Source organism: Thauera chlorobenzoica, from assembly GCF_001922305.1.
Lineage (GTDB): Bacteria > Pseudomonadota > Gammaproteobacteria > Burkholderiales > Rhodocyclaceae > Thauera > Thauera chlorobenzoica.
Genome location: NZ_CP018839.1, coordinates 2,998,461 through 3,019,304, shown reverse-complemented (window position 1 = coordinate 3,019,304; position 20,844 = coordinate 2,998,461). Strand labels below are relative to the sequence as shown.

Genomic DNA, 20,844 nt, shown 5'->3' with positions numbered 1-20,844 from the left:
TCCCGGGGCCGCGCGCGGAATGCGGCAGAGACGGCACTGAAGCCGCGATTCGGTGGCGCAGCAGGCGCGCCGCCCGGCCGCCTCGCCCCACCGGCACGGGAGGTCGAATCAAGCTGGCGCGCCGGTTTTCGGCCAGGTTTCAATCCGCGCCGGGCAGCTCTTCCTTCTTCAGCACGAACACCATGTCATCGCCGCCACGCGACGACAGCCAGGTGAAGGGAAGATCCGGGAACGCCGCTTCGACGAGGTCCCGGTTGTGGCCGACCTCGACTGCGAGCACGCCGCGCGGGTTCAGGTGCTGCGCGGCGTGCGCGATCAACTTGCGCACGACGTCGAGCCCGTCCTCACCGGAGGCCAGCGCCATGCGTGGCTCGTGCAGGTATTCGGGAGGAAGCGCGTCCATCGCCTCGGCCGTCACGTAGGGCGGGTTGCTTAGGATCAAGTCAAAGCGGCGATCCCGCAGCGCCGAGAAGACGTCGCTGTGGACCAGTTCGATGCGCTCTTCCAGACCATAGTCGACGACGTTCTGCCGCGCCACATCGAGCGCATCCTCGGACAGGTCGGCGGCGGTGATTTCGGCATGGGGAAAAGCGTGCGCCATCAGCACTGCCAGGCAGCCGGAACCGGTGCACAGGTCGAGCGCGCTGCCGACCGCCTCCGGAGCGTCCACCCACGGACTCAGGCCGTCTTCGAGCAGCTCGGCGAAAAACGAGCGCGGCACGATCACGCGCTCGTCGACGCTGAACCGGAAGTCGCCGAGCCAGGCTTCGCCGAGGATGTAGGCGGTGGGCCGGCGCGCATCGGCGCGCTGCTCGATGGCCTCGAACAGCGCGATCCGCTCTTCGCCGGGAATGCAGGCGTCGAGGAAGGGCTCCAGACGGTCGAGCGGCAGCGCCAGGCTGCCCAGGATCAGCCACACCGCCTCGTCGTAGGTGTCGCCAACGCCGTGGCCGCAGAAAATGCCGGCGCGGTTGAAGCGCGTTACCGCATAGCGCAGCCAGTCGCGTACGGTGACGAGTTCGGCGAGCGGGCCGTGCTCGTGTTCCAGTTCATCGTCGTTGTGGTCATGTTCGGTCATATGTGCTCTCTGCAGGGAAGTTCAATCGTGCCGCGGGTGCGGCCGTGGTTGCGTAGAGGGGGCCAGGAGGTGGGGGGAGGGCAGGAGGCGGCAAGTCCGGTCACCGCGCCACCTCGCCGGGAAAGACACCTCATGTGTTGCGGCCCAGCAGCGCCTGCAGGGTGCGTTCATACACCACCGACAAGGGCTCGACGGCGTCGATGGCGATGCATTCATTGACCTTGTGGATCGACGCATTGACCGGGCCGAACTCCACCACTTCGGCGCAGATGTCGGCGATGAAGCGGCCGTCGGAAGTGCCGCCCGAAGTGGATAGCTCGGTGTCCACCCCCAGGGTGTCGCGGATCGCCGCCGACAGGGCGCCGACCAGCCGGCCGCGGCCGGTGATGAACGGTTTGCCCGACAGGTGCCAGTCGATCTCGTATTCCAGGCCATGGCGGTCCAGCACCGCGCAGGTGCGGCGCTGGAGTTCGTCGGCGCTCGAGACCGAGGCGAAGCGGAAGTTGAACATCACTTCGCACACCCCCGGAATGACGTTGTTGGCACCGGTGCCGGCGTGGATGTTGGAGACCTGCCAGGTGGTCGGCGGGAAGAACTCGTTGCCTTCGTCCCAGCGCATCGCCGCCAGTTCGGCCAGCGCCGGGGCGAAGGCGTGGATCGGGTTGCGTGCGAGCTGCGGGTAGGCCACATGGCCTTGCTGGCCCTTCACCCGCAGCGTGCCCGACAGCGAGCCGCGGCGACCGTTCTTGATCATGTCGCCGAGCGTATTCACCGAAGTCGGCTCGCCGACGATGCAGTAGTCGAGGCGTTCGCCGCGCGCGGCCAGGGCTTCGACGACCTTGACCGTGCCGTCGGTGGCGATCCCTTCCTCGTCCGAAGTCAGCAGCACGGCGATGCTGCCGGCGTGGTCGGGGCAGGCGGCGGCGAAGCGCTCGATCGCGGTGACGAAAGCGGCCAGCGAGCTCTTCATGTCGGCCGCGCCGCGCCCGTACAGCATGCCGTCGATCGGGGTGGGGACGAAGGGCGGCGTCTGCCAGGCGTCGGCCGGGCCCGGCGGGACGACATCGGTGTGGCCGGCGAAGCACAGCACCGGCGCGGCCTGGCCGCGGCGGGCCCACAGGTTCGAGACGCCCGCGCGGTCGAGGCGCTCGCAGGTGAATCCGAGGGCTTGCAGGCGTTCGGCGATCAGCGCCAGGCAACCGGCGTCGTCCGGGGTGACCGAAGGGCGGGAGATCAGCTCGCAGGCCAGGGCGAGTGTTGGAGTGGGGGTATCGGGCATGGCGTTGGGGCGGGGGAAATGGGGGGATGACGCGGCGACAGGCGCACGGTGCGCTGCGGCTCAGTTGTTGTCCATGTTGAGGACGAACTCCTGGAAGGAGGCGCCGTCGGCGTTGGTCGACTCGAAATCGGTCAGCAACCCGGAGCGGGCGGCGGGGGGCGGCAGATCGGCGGACGCCTGCTGGGTGTTGTTGATCAGCCAGTTCAGGTTGCTCGGCGAATCGGCGTTGGCGAGCGCTTCTTCCAGGGTGATGACCTGGTCGGCATAGAGCCGGTGGAGCGCCTGCTCGAAGGTCTGCGAGCCGGGCGCCAGCGATTGCTCCATCGCTTCCTTGATGTCGTTGAGCGCACCGCGTTCGATCAGCTCGGCCGTGTGGCGGGTGTTCATCAGCATCTCGACCGCCGGCACGCGCTGGCCGTCGGGCTTGCGCACTAGGCGCTGGGAAACGATGCAGCGCAGCGCCACCGCGAGATCGAGGTAGAGCAGCTGGCGGTTTTCCAGCGGGAAGAAGTTCACCATCCGGGTCAGCGCATGGTAGGCGTTGTTCGCATGCAAGGTGGCCAGGCACAGGTGGCCGGTCTGTGAATACGAAATCGCCGCCTGCATGGTCTCGCGGTCGCGGATCTCGCCGATCAGGATGCAGTCGGGAGCCTGGCGCATCGCATTGCGCAGGGCCTCGTTCCAGCTCAGGGTGTCGATTCCGACTTCGCGCTGGTTGACCACCGACTTGCGGTGAGTGAACAAGTACTCGATCGGGTCTTCGACGGTCAGGATGTGGCCGCTGCGGTTGCGGTTGCGGTGGTCGAGCATCGACGCCAGCGTGGTCGACTTGCCCGAGCCGGTGGCGCCGACCACCAGTACCAGGCCACGCTTGTCCATCACCACTTCGGTGAGCACCGGCGGCAGATTGAGTTCGTGAATGCCGGGAATGTCGCTCTGGATGTAGCGCACCACGATCGCCGGCGAGTTGCGCTGCCAGAATGCGTTCACGCGGAAGTTGCCCAGCTCGCGGCGACCGAAGGAAAGATTCAGTTCGCGCTCGCGCTCGAAGGTGCCGTGCTGCGCTTCGGTCAGCACCTCGCCGAGCATGCGCCGGATCATCTGCGGGTCCATCACCTGCTTGTTGATCGGCAGGGTGTGCCCCTGGATCTTGATGTGGATCGGGGCGCCGGCCGTAATGAAGAGGTCCGAAGCCTTCTTCTCGGACATCAGCTGGAACAGACTGTCGAAGATCATGCCGGGCAGGCTCGGGCGCGAAGCGTGGCTCAGGCGCCGCGCAGCAGTTCGTTGATGCCGGTCTTGGCGCGGGTCTGGGCGTCGACCTTCTTGACGATCACGGCACAGTACAAGCTGTACTTGCCATCGGCCGAAGGCAGGCTGCCCGGTACCACGACCGCGCCAGCGGGCACGCGGCCATAGCTGATCTCGCCGGTTTCGCGGTCGTAGATCTTGGTGCTCTGGCCGATGTAGACGCCCATCGACAGCACCGCGTTTTCCTCGATGATCACCCCTTCGACCACTTCCGAGCGCGCCCCGACGAAGACGTTGTCCTCGATGATGACCGGGCCGGCCTGCACCGGTTCGAGCACGCCGCCGATGCCGACGCCGCCCGACAGGTGCACGTTCTTGCCGATCTGCGCGCACGAGCCCACGGTGGCCCAGGTATCGACCATCGTGCCCTCATCGACGTAGGCGCCGATGTTCACGTAGGACGGCATCAGCACCACGTTCCTGCCGATGAAGCTGCCCTTGCGCGCCACCGCCGGCGGCACCACGCGAAAGCCGCCGCTGCGGAACTGCTCGGAGGTGTAGTCGCCGAACTTGGTGTCGACCTTGTCGTAGTAATTAAGCCCGCCGGCGTTGACCACTTCGTTGTCGCGCAGGCGGAAGGAAATCAGCACCGCCTTCTTGATCCACTGGTTCACCACCCACTGGCCGTCCTTCTTTTCGGCCACGCGCAGGGTGCCGGCGTCGAGGCCGGCGATGACTTCTTCGACCGCGCGGCGGATCTCGGCCGGGGCCGAGGCCGGCGACAGGCTGGCGCGGTTTTCAAAGGCGTCGTCGATGAGGTTTTGCAAAGCGTGCATGGGGGAGGTCTCTCTCTTGTTCAAAGGTTCTTGCAGAAATCGATGATGCGCTCGGCGGCTTCGACGCACTCATGGGGGTCGGCGACCAGGGCGATGCGCACGAAGCCCGCGCCGGGGTTCACGCCATGGGCTTCGCGGGCGAGGAAGCTGCCCGGCAGGACCGTCACATTATATTCAGCCTGCAGGCGGCGGGCGAACTCGGTGTCCGGCAGCGGCGTGCGCACCCAGTAGTAGAAACCGGCGTCGGGCAGCGAAACCGGCAGGTAGGGGGCGAGCATCGGGGTGATGCGGGCGAACTTGTCACGATACAGCAGGCGGTTCTCGACGACGTGCTCTTCGTCGTTCCACGCCACGATCGAGGCGGCCTGCACCGCGGGGCCGAGCGCACAGCCGTGGTAGGTGCGGTAGAGCAGGAAGTCCTTCAGGATCCGCGCGTCGCCGGCGACGAAGCCCGAGCGCATGCCGGGCACGTTCGAGCGCTTGGACAGGCTGGAGAACATCACCACGTTGCGGAAGTCGGTACGCCCCAGCCGCCACGCCGCCTCCAGGCCGCCGATCGGCTTGGCGTCGTCGTCGAAGTAGATCTCCGAGTAGCACTCGTCGGCGGCGATCACGAAGCCGTGGCGATCGGACAGCTCGAACAAGGTCTTCCACTCGTCGAGCTTGAGCAGGCGGCCGGTGGGGTTGCCGGGCGAACACACATAGACAAGCTGGATGTCGCGCCAGGTGGCGTCGTCGATGGCGGAGAAGTCCGAGCCGAAATCGTTTTCCGGCAGGTTGTTGATGAACACCGGCTCGGCGTTGGCGAGCAAGGCGGCACCTTCGTAGATCTGATAGAAGGGGTTCGGGCACAGCACCTTGGCATTTGCCCGGGTGCCGTCGACCACGCACTGGGCGAAGGCGAAGAGGGCTTCGCGGGTGCCGCTGACCGGGATCACCTGGCCGATCGGGTCGATCTTCGGCAGGCCGTAGCGGCGCTCCAGCCAGTGCGCGATGGCGCCACGCAGCGCATCGCTGCCGGCGGTGGCGGGGTAGCTCGACAGGCCGCCGAGGTTGTCGGCCAGGGTCTGGCGGATGAAGCCGGGCGTCGGGTGCTGCGGCTCGCCGATCGACAGGCGGATCGGCTTCAGCCCGGCGGGCGCCTCGATGCCGGCGAACAGCGCGCGCAGCTTCTCGAACGGGTAGGTCTGCAGGCGGGTGAGGTTCGGATTCACGGCTGTCCTGCCTCCTCCGCTGCCATCAGAAGGGTTCCGGCGATCACTGCGCCCGCTTCCTGCTGGCGGATGGCTTCGGCCTGCTTTTGCAGCGCTGCGGTCTGCGCCATGATTTCGACATCGGTCGGCATGGTTTTTCCCTTGTCCTGCGTGGTTGGCGTTGGGTGGCGCGGAATTATCGCACCTCCCCGCGGGCTGCAGCATGTTTCATGTCGCTGGAGAAGCGCTGCGGCTGTGCGAATGCTTCGTTGCAATTGGCGTCCGGGCGCAGAAGTTTGTCTTCGGGGAGGGTGTTATCATGCGCGCCGTGCCTGCCATGGCAGCGGTGTCGCAGGCGCGCTTTCGGATTTCCTCCCCGGCCCTCCCCTTCGTGCGTCTTTCCAAGCTCAAACTCGCCGGCTTCAAGACCTTCGTCGATCCGACCACGGTGCTCACTCCCGGCAACCTGGTCGGCGTGGTCGGGCCGAACGGCTGCGGCAAGTCGAACATCATCGACGCGGTGCGCTGGGTGCTGGGCGAGACGCGCGCCTCGGCCTTGCGCGGCGAGTCGATGCAGGACGTCATCTTCAACGGCTCGACCACGCGCAAGCCGGTATCGCGCGCCAGCGTCGAGCTGGTGTTCGACAACGGTGAAGGGAAGGCCGCCGGGCAATGGTCGCGCTATGCCGAAATCGCGGTCAGGCGCGTGCTCGAGCGCTCCGGCGAATCGACCTACTACATCAACAATGCCCATGTCCGGCGCAAGGACGTGATCGATCTCTTCCTCGGCACCGGCCTGGGACCGCGGGCCTACGCGATCATCGAGCAGGGCATGATCTCGCGCATCATCGAGGCCCGTCCGGAAGAGATCCGCGGCTTTCTCGAAGAAGCCGCGGGGGTGACCAAGTACCGTGAGCGGCGCAAGGAAACCGAAGGGCGCCTGCGTGATGCGCGCGACAACCTCGTCCGCCTCGACGACATCCGCATGGAACTGGGCGAGCGCATCGTCCATCTCGAAGCCCAGGCCGAAGTTGCCACCCGCTACCATGCGCTGAACGCCGCCCATGTGCAGAAGCAGCAGCTGCTGTGGCTGATCAAGCGCAACGAGGCGCGTGCCGAACACCGACGCCTGGTCGATGCGCTGACCGAAGCCGGCCTGCGCATCGAGGCCGACAGCGCTCGCCTGCAGGCGCTCGAGGCGGCGGTGCAAACCGCTCGCGGCGCGCATTTCGAAGCGTCCGAAGCGGTGCATCACGCCCACGGCGAGCTCCTCGCGAGCAGTGCCGAAGTGACCCGGCTGGAAACCGAGCTGCGCCACCTCGGCGAAGCGCGCGCGCGCCTGGAAGCCCGCCGCACCCAGCTCGAATCCGAACACGGCCACTGGCAGGCGCGCAGTGCAAGCCTCGGCACCGAGCGCGGGCGCTGGGAAGCGCTCGCCGAAAACGCCGCGCTGCGCGCTGAACAGGCCGCAGCCCGGCATCATGAGATCGCCGGGCGCGTGCCCGAGCTCGATGCTGCCCGCCAGGCCGCCGACACCACGGTGGCTGCGGCGCGGCGCGAACTGGCGCAGACCGAGCAGCGCTCGAGAGTGGAGGAGGCCAACTGTGCCAGTGCCCTGCGTGCGCTCGATGCACTGCAGCAACGCCACGCTCGCCTGGAAACGGAGCGGGGGGCGATCGTCGGCCCCGATCCGGACGAGATCGCCGAGCGCGAAGCCGGCCTCGAAACCATCCAGGAGGTGCTCGAAGCCGCGGAGCGCGAGCTCGCCGCGGTGCAGCTGCGCCTGCCCGCCGCCCAGGCGGCACTCACGTCTGCGCTCGAGCACGAGCGCGGGGGGCAGCGCCGGCTGACCGAGTCGCGCGCACGCCACGATGCGCTCGCCCAGCTGCAGGCCCGCGTGCAGTCGCAGGGCGAACTGGGCGACTGGCTCGAGCGCCACGGCCTCGGCGCGCTGCCGCCGCTGTGGAAGCACCTGCAGGTCGAGGCCGGGTGGGACGATGCCGTCCATGCCGTGCTGCGCGAGCGCCTTTCCGCCCTGGTCGCGGACGATGCGCCGGCCGCCGAGGCTGCGGCGCGCACCGTGCTCGACGAGGCTCCGCCGGAATCGCTGGCGATCGGTTTCGCCTGCGCCGCGGGGCGCGATCTGGCGCCCGCCAGCGGCGAAGCCGCCGCAGGAGCGTCGCTCGCCGCGCGTGGGCTGCTGCCGCGCGCGCTGGCGATGCTGGTGAGGGTGACCGATCCCGCCTTGCGCGCGCTGGTCGACGATTTCCTCGCCGGCGTCCATGCCGTCGAGCGTCTGGAAGACTGGTTGCCGCGCCGTGCCGAACTGCCGCCCGGGGTGCGCCTGGTCGGTCCGCGGGGGCAGATGCTGAGCCGCGAGGCACTGGTTCATCACCTCCCCGACAGCCGCACCCACGGCGTCATCGAGCGCCAGCGCGAAATCGACCACCTCGCCTTCGAGCAGCACGCGCTCGAGCACGAAGCATCCGCTGCCCACGACGCCCTGCTCGGCGCCGAAGCGGCCGCCGCCGCCTTGCACGAGCAGGCCAACCGCCTGCGTCGCGACATTCAGGGCACGCAAGCCCGGCTCCATGCGGAGCAGGTCGAAGTGCTCAAGCTCGCCCAGGCACGCAGCCGCGCCGAAGAACGCCACAGCCAGCTCGCCCGCGATCTCGAAGACCTGGTCCATCTGGAGGCGAGCGAGCGCGAACACTTCGCCCGTGCCGAGCTCGAGCAGGCGCGCTCGGCCGAGCTGGCCGAACTGCAGCGCGCACGCCTGGAGGCTGCCACCGATGTGCTGTGCGAGCGCGAACAGGCGCTGCGCGAAGCGCGCGCGCTGGAGCAGGCCGCCGCGCGCGAGTTGCAGGAGGCGGAGTTTTCCGCGCGTGAATGCGCCGGCAAGCTCGAGGACATCACCCGCAACCAGCAGCTTGCGGGCGAGCAGCTGGCGCGGATCGCGGCCGAGCGCAAGACCGGCGATGCCGAGCTGGAGGCGATTGCCGACAGCCGTAGCGCGGACGCATTGCAGCACGCGCTCGCCCTGCGGGGTCGGCGCGAAACCGCGCTCGCCGCGTGCCGCGATGCACTCGAAGCTGCCGGCGCGGCGCTCAAGGACTGCGAGGAGATGCGCTTGCGCACCGAGCACGAGGCCGCTCCGGTCCGCGCCCGGGTCGCGGAGCTGCGCCTGGCGGTGCAGGCTGCCGCGCTGGCCGCGGGCCAGTTCGACGAGCGCCTGCAGGAAGCGCAGGGCGATGAGGCCGCCCTCGCGCCGCTGCTCGCCGACGCGCCGAAGGAAGCCGTGCTGCAGCGTGAAGTGGCCCGCCTGGGGCGCGAAATCGTCGAGCTCGGGGCGGTGAACCTCGCCGCGCTCGACGAGCTGGAGCGTGCCGTGGAACGCAAGGCTTATCTCGATGCCCAGACCGAGGACCTGGTTCAGGCCATCGACACCCTGGAGGACGCGATCCGGCGCATCGACCGCGAGACCCGCGAGCAGCTGCAGGAGACCTACAATACCGTCAATCGCCAGTTCGGCTCCCTGTTTCCGCAGCTGTTCGGCGGCGGTCGTGCGGAACTGGTGCTCACCGGCGAGGAGATTCTCGACGCCGGTGTCCAGATCGTGGCCCAGCCGCCGGGCAAGAAGAACGCCTCGATCCACCTGCTGTCGGGTGGCGAGAAAGCGCTGACCGCGATCGCGCTGGTATTTTCGATGTTTCAGCTCAACCCGGCGCCGTTCTGCATGCTTGACGAGGTGGATGCTCCGCTGGACGATACCAACACCGAGCGCTACGCCACCATGGTCAAACGCATGTCATTGCAGACCCAGTTCATCTTCATCAGCCACAGCAAGATCACGATGGAATTCGCGCAGCAGCTGGTCGGCGTGACCATGCAGGAGCAGGGCGTGTCGCGCGTCGTCGAGGTGGATATCGAAGAGGCGCTGCGCCTGGCCGAGCCAGCCGCAGCCTGAAAGACTTAAGGCAATTCTGGAAAACGGAACCCCAATACGGAACCCCAATGGACAGCGAACTTCAGATCGCCTTGATCGGTGCCGGCATCGCCGTGGTGGTGCTGATCGTGGCTTACAACAAGTGGCAGGAGCGCAAGCACCGGCGCGAGGCCGAGCGTGCCTTCAAGTCCGAGCATCGCGATGTGTTGCTCGAGCCGCAGATCGGCGCCAATGCCACCGCCGAACGGCGTGAACCCGGCCTGGCGGACGAGGACGGACCGCGCCGCTTCAACGAGGCCCCGCTCAAGCGCAGCGCACCGGCGATGCCGAACCTGCTCGATGCGCGTGCCGACTGCATGATCCACCTGGAAGTCATCGAGCCGCTCGATGTTCAACGGCTGTGGCAGGTCCAGGCCGAATGTCTTGCCGGGCTCGGCAAGCCGGTGCGCTGGTTCGGCTTCAACGACACCGAAAACCAGTGGCATGCACTGGGGCCGGACAGCACGGGCGGCTGCCACTGGTTCTGCGCCGGGCTGCAGCTGGTCGACCGCCAGGGCTCGATCGGAGAGGCCGATTTCATGCGTTTCACTGGTGGCGTGCAGCGCGTCGCCGACGCCGTGATGGCACTCCCGCCTGGCTTGCCGCTACGTGTCGAAACCTTGCACAACGCCGCCGAACTCGACCGCTTCTGTGCCGATGTCGACGTCCAGATCGGGGTCAACATCGTCGCCCGCGAGCGCCAGTTCGAAGGCGGTGAAGTCCGCCAGCTGGCGGATCAGTTCGGCCTCAGGCTGGCGAGCGATGGCTGCTTCCATGCGCTCGATGATGGCGGCGCGACCTTGTTTACATTGGGCAACCTCGAACCCGAGCTGTTCGCCGAGGACGGCATGGCGCGGCTGGTGACCCGCGGGCTGACGCTCGTCATCGACGTGCCCCACGTTGTCGACGGTGTCGCAGCCTTCGACCGGCTGATGCACACTGCATCCGGTCTTGCCGAGCGTCTCGAAGGCAGCGTGGTCGATGACAACCGCGCCCCGTTCGGCACCGATGCGGTGGCGGTGATCCGGGCCCAGGTCGAGCAGTTCCAGCAGCGCATGGCCCGGCACGACATTCCGCCCGGCAGCCCGCTGGCGCAGAGACTGTTCTCGGCGTGATGGATTCATTCGCGAGCGGTGACGTGCAGCCGCGCGACGATCGTCCCGCCGCGCCCGGCAAGGACGACCTGCAGGCGGCCGGCGTGCGTGCGGCCGAGTTGCGCGCCGAAATCACGCGCCACGACCATGCCTATTACGTGCTCGATGCGCCGACCATTCCGGACGCCGAATACGATCGCCTGTTTCGCGAACTCCAGGCGCTGGAGTCAGCCTACCCGGCGCTGCGCAGCGCCGACTCCCCGACCCGGCGCGTGGGCGGCCGCCCGCTGGCCCAGTTCGCTGCGGTGCGTCACCGGCTGCCGATGCTGTCGATTCGCACCGAAACCGACACCGAGGCCAGCGGGGCCCACGCGTTCGACGTGCGCACGCGCCGCGAACTGGGCCTGGGGGAGGGCGATCCCGAAGTCGAATACGCGGTCGAGCTCAAGTTCGACGGCCTGGCGATCAACCTGCGCTATGAGCACGGCGCGCTGGTCCAGGCGGCTACCCGCGGCGACGGCGAAACCGGCGAGGACGTCACCGCCAATGTCCGGACGATGAGGGCGATCCCGCTGCGCCTGCGCGGCGAGGCGCCGCCGGTGCTCGAGATCCGCGGCGAAATCTACCTGCGCCGGGACGACTTCGAGGCCCTCAACCGCCGCCAGGCCGAAGCCGGCGACAAGGTCTTCGTCAACCCGCGCAATGCCGCCGCCGGCAGTATCCGTCAGCTCGATCCTGCCATCGCCGCGCGCCGCCCCTTGTCGTTCTTCGCCTACGGCCTGGGCGAGACGGTGGGATGGACGCTGCCCCCGACCCATGCTGGAGTGCTCGACGCCGTCGCCGCCTTCGGTCTGCCGGTGTGTGGGTACCGCGAGGTGGTGCGGGGCGGCGCCGGCCTGGCCGGATTCCATGCCCGCATCGGTGCGCTGCGCGAGACGCTGGCGTTCGACATCGACGGCGTGGTGTACAAGGTCAATGCGCTCGCCCTGCAGCAGCGCCTCGGTTTCCTGACCCGCGAACCGCGCTGGGCGGTCGCGCACAAATATCCGGCGCAGGAGGCGGTGACCTTGCTGCGCGACATCGAGGTCCAGGTCGGGCGCACCGGGGCGCTGACTCCGGTAGCGCGGCTCGAGCCGGTGTTCGTCGGCGGGGTCACGGTCACCAACGCCACCTTGCACAATCAGGACGAGATCGACCGCAAGGACGTGCGCATCGGCGACTGGGTGATCGTGCGCCGCGCCGGCGACGTCATTCCGGAAGTCGTCGCGCCGGTACTCGAGCGCCGGACGCACGAGCTGCCGCGCTTCGTGCTGCTGGAAGCATTCCCCACCTGCCCGGTGTGTGGCTCGCACGTCGTGCGCGGCGAGGACGAGGCCGCGGCGCGCTGCACTGGCGGGCTGTTCTGCCCGGCGCAGCGCAAGCAGGCGCTGCTGCATTTTGCCGGGCGGCGGGCGATGGATATCGATGGCCTGGGCGACAAACTGGTCGATCAGCTGGTCGATGCGGCCATCGTCAAGACGCCGGTGGATCTGTACCGGCTGGACGTGCCCGCGCTCGCCGGGCTCGAGCGCATGGGCGAAAAATCGGCGCAGAACCTGCTGGCCGCGATCGAGAACAGCCGCAGCACGACGTTGATGCGCTTCATCTTCGCGCTCGGCATCCGCAACGTCGGCGAGGCCACCGCGCGCGAGCTGGCACGCCACTTCGGCAAGCTCGATGCGCTGATGGCCGCCGGCGTCGATGCGCTGCAACAGGTGCCGGACGTAGGCCCGATCGTGGCGCGCTCGATCAGCGAATTTTTTGCCGAGTCGCACAACCGCGAAGTCATCGAGCAGTTGCGCGCCGCCGGCGTGCAATGGCAGGAGGATGAGCCGGCGACTGCGCTGGCGGGGGGCTTCGCGGGCAAGACCTTCGTCCTCACCGGGACCCTGCTGACGCTCAGCCGCGACGAAGCCAGGGCGCTGATCGAGGCGCGGGGCGGCAAGGTCGCCGGCTCGGTATCGAAGAAGACCCACTACGTGGTGGCCGGTGCCGAAGCCGGCTCGAAGCTGGACAAGGCGCAGGCGCTCGGCCTTGCCATCGTCGACGAGGACGGGCTGCGCGCGCTGCTGAACGAAACGGACATGAACGGCTGATGCGGCCGGGGGCGGATCGGCGCAGGATCGTGCCCGCTGCAATGCAGCAATCTTTCACTCTGGGAGAACAATGAAAATGAAGAAGGTCACCAAGGCGGTGTTTCCGGTTGCCGGCATGGGCACACGCTTCCTGCCCGCGACCAAGGCCAGCCCGAAGGAAATGCTGCCGATCGTGGACAAGCCGCTGATCCAGTACGCGGTCGAGGAAGCCGTGGCCGCCGGGATCACCGACATGATCTTCATCACCGGTCGGACCAAGCGTTCGATCGAGGATCACTTCGACAAGGCCTACGAGCTCGAGACCGAACTGGAAGCGCGTGGCAAGAAGGAGCTCCTCGAGATCGTGCGCAAGACGGTGCCCAGGGACGTCAACTGCATCTACATCCGCCAGTCCGAAGCGCTCGGCCTGGGCCACGCCGTGCTGTGCGCCGGCCACGTGGTCAGCGACGAGGCTTTCGCGGTGATCCTGGCCGACGACCTGCTCGACAACAAGGACGGCAAGCCGGTGCTGAAGCAGATGGTCGACGTCTATAACTACCACCGCTGCTCGGTGCTGGGTACCATGAACGTGCCGCGTGAGGAGACCCGCAGCTACGGCATCGTCAGTACCGAAACCGACCACGGCCAGGTGCAGCGCATGACCGGCATCGTCGAAAAACCGAAACCCGAAGAAGCCCCGACCACCCAGGCCGTGGTCGGGCGCTACATCCTGACCCCGCGCATCTTCGACCACATCCGCGCGTTGAAGCCCGGCGCCGGTGGCGAGTATCAGCTCACCGACGCGATCGCCTCGCTGCTGAAGGAGGAAGCGGTGCTCGCTTACCAGTTCGACGGCGTGCGCTACGACTGCGGTTCCAAGCTCGGTTACCTGAAGGCGACGATCGAGTTTGGCCTGCGCCATCCGGAAACCAGAGCTGAATTCGCGCAGTATCTCAGCGGCCGTTTCGGTGGCGAAGCGGCCGGCGGCAAGAAGAAATAACCGTTCGCCGGCGGTGGCGCCCGACGACTCGGGCGCTCCGGTGTCGCGGGATCGGCGCCAGCGCGATCCCGCCCGCGGGCACGGAAGGACAGAGGCCCCGGCGGGGTGTTCCCGGCGGGGCCTCTGCGCATTCAGCTGCAGCCTGCGCGGATCAGGCGTCGGCGGCCTTGGCCGCGCGCTTGCGCTCGTTTTCCTTCAGGTGGCGCTTGCGCAGGCGGATGTTCTTCGGGGTGATCTCGACCAGCTCGTCATCGGCGATGAATTCGATCGCGGATTCCAGCGTCAGCGCGATCGGCGGGATCAGGCGCACGGCTTCGTCGGTGCCGGAGGCGCGCACGTTGGTGAGCTGCTTGCCCTTGATCGGGTTCACGACGAGGTCGTTGTCGCGCGAATGCACGCCGATGATCATGCCTTCGTAGAGGGCTTCGCCCGGGCTCACGAACATGCGGCCGCGGTCCTGCAGGTTCCACAGGGCGTAGGCCACGGCGTCACCGTCGTTCTGCGAGATCAGCACCCCATTGCGGCGCTCGGCCATCGCGCCGGCCATCGGGCCGTAGTCGTCGAAGACGTGGCTGGCCAGCCCGGTGCCGCGGGTCATGGTGAGGAACTCGCCCTGGAAACCGATCAGGCCGCGGGCCGGAATGCGGTACTCGAGACGCACGCGGCCCTTGCCGTCGGGTTGCATGTCCTGCAGTTCGCCGCGGCGGCGGCCGAGTTCTTCCATGACGCCGCCCTGGTGGTCTTCCTCGACGTCGACGGTCAGCAGTTCATAGGGTTCGCACTTGGCGCCGTCGATTTCCTTGTACACCACGCGCGGGCGACCGACCGCCAGCTCGTAGCCTTCACGACGCATGTTCTCGAGCAGGATGGTCAGGTGCAGCTCACCACGGCCCGCGACCTCGAACACGTCCGAGTCGCCGGTGTAGGTCACGCGCAGGGCGACGTTCTTGAGCAGTTCCTTTTCCAGGCGCTCGCGGATCTGGCGGCTGGTGACGTACTTGCCTTCGCGACCGGCCAGCGGCGAAGTATTGACCATGAAGTTCATCGTCAGCGTCGGCTCGTCGACGGCGATCGGCTTCATGCCCTCGAGACACTCGGGGTCGCACAGGGTGACGCCGATGTTGACCTGCTGGATGCCCGCGATCAGCACGATGTCGCCGGCCTCGGCCAATTCCGACGGTTTGCGTTCGAGGCCTTCAAAGGTGAGGATCTGGCTGACCTTGCCCTTGCCACGGTTTTCCTCGCCGTACATGACGACGACTTCCTGGTTCGGACGCACGCGGCCACGCTTGATGCGGCCGATGCCGAGCTGGCCCATGTAGGTCGAGTAGTCGAGCGAGCACACCTGGATCTGCAGTGGACCGTCGGCATCGACTTCCGGTGCCGGGACATGCTCGAGGATGGCCTCGAACAGCGGGCGCATGTCGGTGCGCTCGTCGTTCTCGTTGATCACCGCGAAGCCGTTCAGGCCGGAGGCGTAGATCACCGGGAAGTCGAGCTGCTCTTCGGTGGCGCCGAGCTTGTCGAAGAGGTCGAAGGTGTGGTTGATGACCCAGTCCGGGCGCGCGCCGGGGCGGTCGATCTTGTTGATGACGACGATCGGCTTGAGGCCGAGCGCCAGTGCCTTGCGGGTGACGAAGCGGGTCTGCGGCATCGGGCCTTCGACCGCATCGACCAGCAGCAGCACGCTGTCGACCATCGACAGCACGCGCTCGACCTCGCCGCCGAAGTCGGCGTGGCCCGGGGTGTCGACGATGTTGATGTGGGTGTCGCCGTACTGGATCGCGCAGTTCTTCGACAGGATGGTGATGCCGCGTTCCTTCTCGATGTCTCCCGAGTCCATGACCCGTTCGGCGACCTGCTGGTTTTCACGGAAGGTGCCGGACTGGCGCAGCAGCTGGTCGACGAGGGTGGTCTTGCCGTGGTCGACGTGGGCGATGATGGCGATGTTGCGGATGGCGCGGGACATGGAGGCGGGAAGTCTTTGAAAGGGCGAGGATTCTACCATGGGCTGCGGCGCTGCAGCATGAATTCTCGGCGAGCTGGGCGGGAACGGGCCCGTGATAGAATCCGCCGCCCCGTTCCATGGAGTTTCGCGCAATGCTCGCAATCATCGGCGGCAGCGGTCTGACGCAGCTTTCGAATATGGAAAACGTGCGCCGTGAAGTGGCGCGCACGCCCTTCGGCGAGCCTTCCGCTGCACTGACGTTCGGCAGGATGTGCGAGGCGCCGGTGGTCTTTCTCGCCCGCCACGGCCATGGCCACACCATCCCGCCGCACAAGGTCAATTATCGCGCCAACATCTGGGCGCTGAAGCAGGCGAAGGTCGAGGGGATCGTGTCGGTGGCCTCGGTCGGCAGCATCCGCGCCGACTGGCCCCCGGGCACGCTGGTGGTGCCGAACCAGATCATCGATTACACCTGGGGGCGCGAGAGCAGCTTTTTCGATGGCGTCGACACTCCGGTGCGGCACGTCGACTTTACCCGTCCCTACGACGAGGCCTTGCGCCAGCGGCTGCTGTGCGCGGCGACGGTGGCCGGCGACAGCGCCTTCGACGGCGGCGTCTACGCCGCGGCCCAGGGGCCGCGCCTGGAGACGGCGGCGGAAATCGACCGTTTCGAGCGCGACGGCGCCGAACTCGTGGGCATGACGGCGATGCCCGAAGCGGTGCTGGCGCGCGAACTCGAGCTTCCCTATGCGGCGATCAACGTGGTGGTGAACTACGCAGCGGGGCGCTCGTCGAGCGAGCACGGCATCCACTTCGACGATATCGAAGTGGTGCTGCAGGAGTCGATGGTGCGTGTGCGCGCCGTGCTCGAATGTCTTTGCCGGGTCTGAGGGTCGACATGAAACGTCTGGAAAGTGCGTTCGAGCATGTGCTGTTCGCCAGCCGCTGGCTGATGGCCCCGGTCTATTTCGGCCTGGTGCTGGCGATGTTGCTGCTGCTGGTGAAGTTCGGCAAGGAAATCGTGCACCTGTTCGCCAGCATCCTCACCGCCAGCGGTGGCGAGCTGATCATCGGCGTGCTGTCGCTGGTCGACATCGCGCTGATCATGAACCTGTTGATCATCATCATGTTCAGCGGCTACGAGAACTTCGTCTCGAAGATGGAAGATCTGCACAGCCACCGCGACCGCCCCGACTGGATGGGGCACATCGGCTTTTCCGACCTGAAGCTCAAGCTGATCGGCTCGATCGTGGCGATCTCCGGGATTGAGCTGCTGAAGGCCTTCATGAACGTCGCCAACCTGGGCGACAAGCACCTTGGCTGGATGGTCGGCATCCATCTGACTTTCGTCGTATCCGGCCTGCTCTACGCGGCGATGGACCGCCTGGCGAGCAAGGGCCACTGAGCATTCCTCAAACCTGCAGGTGCTCGAGCAGTTCGCGTTCGATCTTCAGCACCTGGGCATCCTGCGCGAGCACCTGGCCGGTGAGCAGAAAGGTGTCCTCCACGCGCTCGCCCAGGGTGGCGATCTTCGCCGTGTGCAGGCGGATGCCATGGGCGGCGAGCACCGAGGCGACATCGAACAACAGCCCCGGCCGATCCGCGGCGGTCAACGACAGCACGTAGTGGCGGCCGGCCTCGTCGGGGCGGATGCTGACTTCGGGGGTGATCGGAAAATGCCGGACCTGGCGCGACATCCGCCCGCGCGCAGGGCGCTCGGGTGCCCCCGGCTGCTGCAGGCGGGCGCTCAGTTCATGTTCGATCAGGGTGACGATGTTGCGGTACGAGGCCGCATGCCCAGGGTCCTGCAGCATGAAGCTGTCGAGCGCGAAGCCGTGGCGAGTGGTGTGCACCTTGGCGTCGAGAATGCTGAAACCCATGCGCCCGAAAAGGCCGGTGAGGTGCACGAACAGGTCCTTCTGGTCGCGGGTGAATACCATCACCTGCACGCCGTCCTCGCCCTCGGCGACGCGCGCCTTCACCACCGCTTGCTCGGAGCGGGGGCGGTGGTAGAGCACCCGGGTATGCCAGGCGATCTCCTCGGCGGAGTGGCGCATGAAATACACCGGGTCGAGCTGCGCCCACAGCGCCTCCTCGATGCCCGGGCGCAAGCCGTGGTAGCGCAGCAGCTTGCGGGCGTCCTCGAGACGGTCGTCGAGGCCGAGTGCTTCCTGCGGGGTGGCACCGCGCAGCAGGCGGCGGGTGGCGAAGAACAGGTCTTCGAGCAGCTTGCCCTTCCAGCCGTTCCACACTTTCGGGCTGGTGCCGCGCACATCGGCATGGGTCAGCAGGTAGAGCGCGACCAGGCGGCGCTCGTCGCCGACGACGGCAGCGAAGCGCTCGATGATTTCGGGGTCGGAGGTGTCTTCCTTTTGCGCGACGTGCGACATCGTCAGGTGGTGCTCGACCAGCCAGACGACGAGCGCGGTGTCTTCCCCGGGCAGGACGTGATGAACGCAGAACTCGCGCGCGTCGGCCATCCCCAGTCTGGAGTGGTCGCCGCCGCGGCCCTTGGCGATGTCGTGGAAGAGGGCGGCGACGTATAGCAGCCAGTGGCGCTCGAAGCCCATCATCAAGCGCGTCATCAGCGGGTATTCGTGCGCATGTTCGCCCATCGTGAAGCGGCGCAGGTTGCGCAGCACCATCAGGATGTGCTGGTCCACGGTGTAGACGTGGAAGAGGTCGTGCTGCATCTGGCCGACGATCCGGCGCCAGGCCGGAATGTAGCGCGACAGGATGCCGTATTCGTTCATCCGCCGGAATGCATGGAGGATGCCGCGCTTTTGCTGGAGGATCTGCAAAAACAGGGCGCGGTGCCCGGGGTGGGCGCGAAAGGCGGCGTTGATCCGGTTCCGGTTGATCCATAGCGCGCGCAGCGTGCGCGCGCTCATGCCCTTGAGTTCGGAGCGCTGCTCCAGCAGCAGGAAGGATTCGAGGATGGCCGCCGGCTCGCGCTCGAACAGGTCTTCTTCGCGCAGGTCGAGCAGTTCGCGCACGACCTGGAAACGGGCGTTGACCACGATCGCCGCGCCGCGGTCGGGAAAGATCACGCTGCCGTAGTTCTGCAGCAGCACGGTATTCAACTGCATCACGATCTTGGCGGTGACGTAGTAGCGCTGCATCAGCACTTCGGAGGCGCGGCGGGTGGCGGTGGCCTCGATCCCCAGGATCGCGGCGAGTTTTTCCTGGTGATCGAAGAGCAGGCGGTCTTCGGCCCGTCCGGCGAGGTAGTGCAGGCGGATGCGCAGATGCTGGAGGAAGCGCTCGACCTTGCGCAGTTCGCCCGCCTCGCCCCCGGTGATCAGGCGCCGCCGCGCCAGGTCGCGCCAGTTGCGGCCGAGGCCGGCGGCGCGTGCGATCCAGCCGAGCATCTGCAGGTCGCGCAGCCCGCCCGGGCTTTCCTTGCAGTTGGGTTCGAGTGCATACGGGGTTTCGTTGAAGCGGGCGTAGCGCTGTTCCTGTTCGAGCCGTTTGGCCTTGAAGAAGGCGCGTACGTCGAGGGCGGCGCGATAGCGTTCGCAGAATTCGTCGAACAGCGTCGCGCTGCCCGCGAGCAGCCGTGCCTCGAGCAGATTGGTCTGCACGGTGATGTCGTCCGCCGCGATCGCCAGGCATTCGTCCACCGTGCGTACGGCGTGGCCGATTTCCAGTCCCATGTCCCACAGCGCGCCGACCAGGGCGGCGAGGCGCACCTGCAGATCGGCGTCGGCCGGCCCTGGCAGCAGGATCAGCAGATCGACATCGGAAGCGGGAAACAGCTCGCCCCGGCCGTAGCCCCCCACTGCGACCACGGCAATGGGCGGCGGCATGGCGCAGGCCGCCCACAGGGTCGAGATCGCCGCGTCGACGAGCTGCGCCCGTCCCTTGAGCACCGTGGCAGTCTGCGGCCTGGCTTCGTATTGGGCGCGCAGGGCGGCCATGCCCGCGGTGAGCCGGCGTCTTGCCGCGGTCACCGTCGGTTGCAGCGCAGCGGTCAGTGCGTCGTACATCGGGGTGGGCCCTGGCGGGTCAGTCGGGCGTTACATCAGCCGAAGCGGGCTGCAACCAGGGCGGGCGGAGGCGGGCACTGGGCGGATAAGGTGAGCACTTCGGCTCCGGTTTCGGTGATCAGGATGGTATGTTCCCACTGCGCCGACAGGCTGCGGTCCTTGGTGACGATGGTCCAGCCGTCGGGCAGCTCGGAGATCGCCGCCTTGCCGGCGTTGATCATCGGCTCGATGGTGAAGATCATGCCCGGCTTCAGCTCCGGGCCGGTGCCGGCCTTGCCGTAGTGCAGGACCTGGGGGTCCTCGTGAAACTTGCGCCCGATGCCGTGGCCGCAGAATTCGCGCACCACCGAAAAGCCGTTGCCCTCGGCATGCTTCTGGATCGCGGCGCCGATGTCGCCCAGGCGGCCACCGGGATGGACCGCAGCGATGCCCAGCCACAGGCACTCGTAGGTGATGTGGGTCAGGCGCCGGGCGATGATGCTGGCGCTGCCTTCGCCGCCGACCAGGTACATCCGGCTGGTGTCACCGTGAAAGCCGTCCTTGATCACCGTGATGTCGATATTGACGATGTCGCCTTTCTTCAGCGCCTTACCGCCGGGGACGCCGTGGCAGACCTGATGGTTGATCGAAGTGCAGATCGATTTCGGGTAGGGGGTGTAGCCCGGAGGCGCGTAGTTGAGCGGCGCGGGAATGGTGTGCTGGACATCGACCATGTAGTCGTGGCACAGGCGGTCGAGTTCGGCCGTGGTCACCCCGGGGACGACGAAGGGGGCGATGTAGTCGAGCACTTCGGCGGCGAGGCGGCAGGCCGTGCGCATCCGTTCGATCTCTTCAGGGGTCTTGATGGTGATGCTCATTGTCTGTTCTTCTGGGTTGGGGCGGAAAATACGACAAGGCTATCGCAAGCGCCCCGCGTGGGCAAACGCCGAGCGGCACAAGCCTTGAGTGGCCTGCTGACGCCATGTTAATATCGCCGGCTTGTCTGCTCAGGCAGGCAAAATCCGCACGCCCGGCAGGAAAGGGTCCATCGGCGCGGGAAGGCAAAGTGCGGCATGCACGGCTTTCATTTCGCAGTCG

The 20,844-nt window shown here is 67.2% G+C and carries 15 protein-coding genes; 6 read left to right on the top strand and 9 right to left on the bottom strand.

The window, feature by feature from the left end; all coding sequences use genetic code 11:
- Positions 1 to 139: 139 nt before the first annotated feature.
- The 6 genes from prmB to Tchl_RS18285 form a co-directional block, all read right to left on the bottom strand.
- The gene (gene prmB, locus Tchl_RS14000) at positions 140 to 1,078 is read right to left on the bottom strand and encodes a 50S ribosomal protein L3 N(5)-glutamine methyltransferase (protein WP_075148950.1); all 939 of its coding nucleotides are present in this window, start codon (positions 1,076 to 1,078) and stop codon (positions 140 to 142) included.
- A 130-nt stretch (positions 1,079 to 1,208) separates the two neighbouring features.
- On the bottom strand, positions 1,209 to 2,357 hold the full coding sequence (dapE, locus tag Tchl_RS13995) for a succinyl-diaminopimelate desuccinylase (protein ID WP_075148949.1): 1,149 nt from the start codon (positions 2,355 to 2,357) through the stop codon (positions 1,209 to 1,211).
- A 60-nt stretch (positions 2,358 to 2,417) separates the two neighbouring features.
- The gene (locus tag Tchl_RS13990) at positions 2,418 to 3,593 is read right to left on the bottom strand and encodes a PilT/PilU family type 4a pilus ATPase (RefSeq protein ID WP_075148948.1); all 1,176 of its coding nucleotides are present in this window, start codon (positions 3,591 to 3,593) and stop codon (positions 2,418 to 2,420) included.
- 29 nt (positions 3,594 to 3,622) lie between these two features.
- Positions 3,623 to 4,444: a 2,3,4,5-tetrahydropyridine-2,6-dicarboxylate N-succinyltransferase gene (gene dapD, locus Tchl_RS13985; RefSeq protein WP_075148947.1), complete on the bottom strand. Its 822-nt coding sequence runs from the start codon at positions 4,442 to 4,444 to the stop codon at positions 3,623 to 3,625.
- Positions 4,445 to 4,464: 20 nt separating this feature from the next.
- Complete coding sequence (gene dapC, locus Tchl_RS13980) at positions 4,465 to 5,658, bottom strand: succinyldiaminopimelate transaminase (protein WP_075148946.1); 1,194 nt, start codon at positions 5,656 to 5,658, stop codon at positions 4,465 to 4,467.
- A complete protein-coding gene (locus tag Tchl_RS18285) occupies positions 5,655 to 5,789 on the bottom strand; it encodes a hypothetical protein (RefSeq protein WP_268810534.1) in 135 nt (44 codons plus the stop codon). The genes dapC and Tchl_RS18285 overlap by 4 nt, the downstream gene beginning before the upstream one ends.
- A gap of 185 nt (positions 5,790 to 5,974) precedes the next feature.
- Between Tchl_RS18285 and smc the strand changes: the two genes are divergently transcribed.
- From smc to galU, 4 genes are all read left to right on the top strand, one after another.
- Positions 5,975 to 9,604: a chromosome segregation protein SMC gene (gene smc, locus Tchl_RS13975; RefSeq protein ID WP_075149742.1), complete on the top strand. Its 3,630-nt coding sequence runs from the start codon at positions 5,975 to 5,977 to the stop codon at positions 9,602 to 9,604.
- 47 nt (positions 9,605 to 9,651) lie between these two features.
- On the top strand, positions 9,652 to 10,737 hold the full coding sequence (locus tag Tchl_RS13970; protein WP_075148945.1) for a cell division protein ZipA: 1,086 nt from the start codon (positions 9,652 to 9,654) through the stop codon (positions 10,735 to 10,737).
- Positions 10,737 to 12,851: an NAD-dependent DNA ligase LigA gene (gene ligA, locus Tchl_RS13965; RefSeq protein WP_083945240.1), complete on the top strand. Its 2,115-nt coding sequence runs from the start codon at positions 10,737 to 10,739 to the stop codon at positions 12,849 to 12,851. Before Tchl_RS13970 ends, ligA begins: the two co-directional genes overlap by 1 nt.
- A gap of 76 nt (positions 12,852 to 12,927) precedes the next feature.
- On the top strand, positions 12,928 to 13,830 hold the full coding sequence (galU, locus tag Tchl_RS13960; RefSeq protein WP_075148944.1) for a UTP--glucose-1-phosphate uridylyltransferase GalU: 903 nt from the start codon (positions 12,928 to 12,930) through the stop codon (positions 13,828 to 13,830).
- A 151-nt stretch (positions 13,831 to 13,981) separates the two neighbouring features.
- On the opposite strand, the gene typA is transcribed toward galU, so the two are convergent.
- Positions 13,982 to 15,799 carry a translational GTPase TypA gene (gene typA, locus Tchl_RS13955; protein WP_075148943.1) on the bottom strand — a complete coding sequence of 606 codons (1,818 nt, stop codon included), beginning with the start codon at positions 15,797 to 15,799 and terminating at the stop codon, positions 13,982 to 13,984.
- A gap of 131 nt (positions 15,800 to 15,930) precedes the next feature.
- Here typA and Tchl_RS13950 point away from each other — a divergent pair, with 131 nt between their 5' ends.
- Together Tchl_RS13950 and Tchl_RS13945 are read left to right on the top strand one after the other, a co-directional pair.
- On the top strand, positions 15,931 to 16,668 hold the full coding sequence (locus tag Tchl_RS13950) for an S-methyl-5'-thioinosine phosphorylase (protein ID WP_075148942.1): 738 nt from the start codon (positions 15,931 to 15,933) through the stop codon (positions 16,666 to 16,668).
- Positions 16,669 to 16,676: 8 nt separating this feature from the next.
- Positions 16,677 to 17,183: a TIGR00645 family protein gene (locus Tchl_RS13945; RefSeq protein WP_075148941.1), complete on the top strand. Its 507-nt coding sequence runs from the start codon at positions 16,677 to 16,679 to the stop codon at positions 17,181 to 17,183.
- Positions 17,184 to 17,190: 7 nt separating this feature from the next.
- Here Tchl_RS13945 and Tchl_RS13940 read toward each other — a convergent pair whose 3' ends face one another.
- Positions 17,191 to 19,767 carry a [protein-PII] uridylyltransferase gene (locus Tchl_RS13940; RefSeq protein ID WP_075148940.1) on the bottom strand — a complete coding sequence of 859 codons (2,577 nt, stop codon included), beginning with the start codon at positions 19,765 to 19,767 and terminating at the stop codon, positions 17,191 to 17,193.
- 35 nt (positions 19,768 to 19,802) lie between these two features.
- On the bottom strand, positions 19,803 to 20,624 hold the full coding sequence (map, locus tag Tchl_RS13935) for a type I methionyl aminopeptidase (protein WP_075148939.1): 822 nt from the start codon (positions 20,622 to 20,624) through the stop codon (positions 19,803 to 19,805).
- Positions 20,625 to 20,844 lie beyond the last annotated feature (220 nt).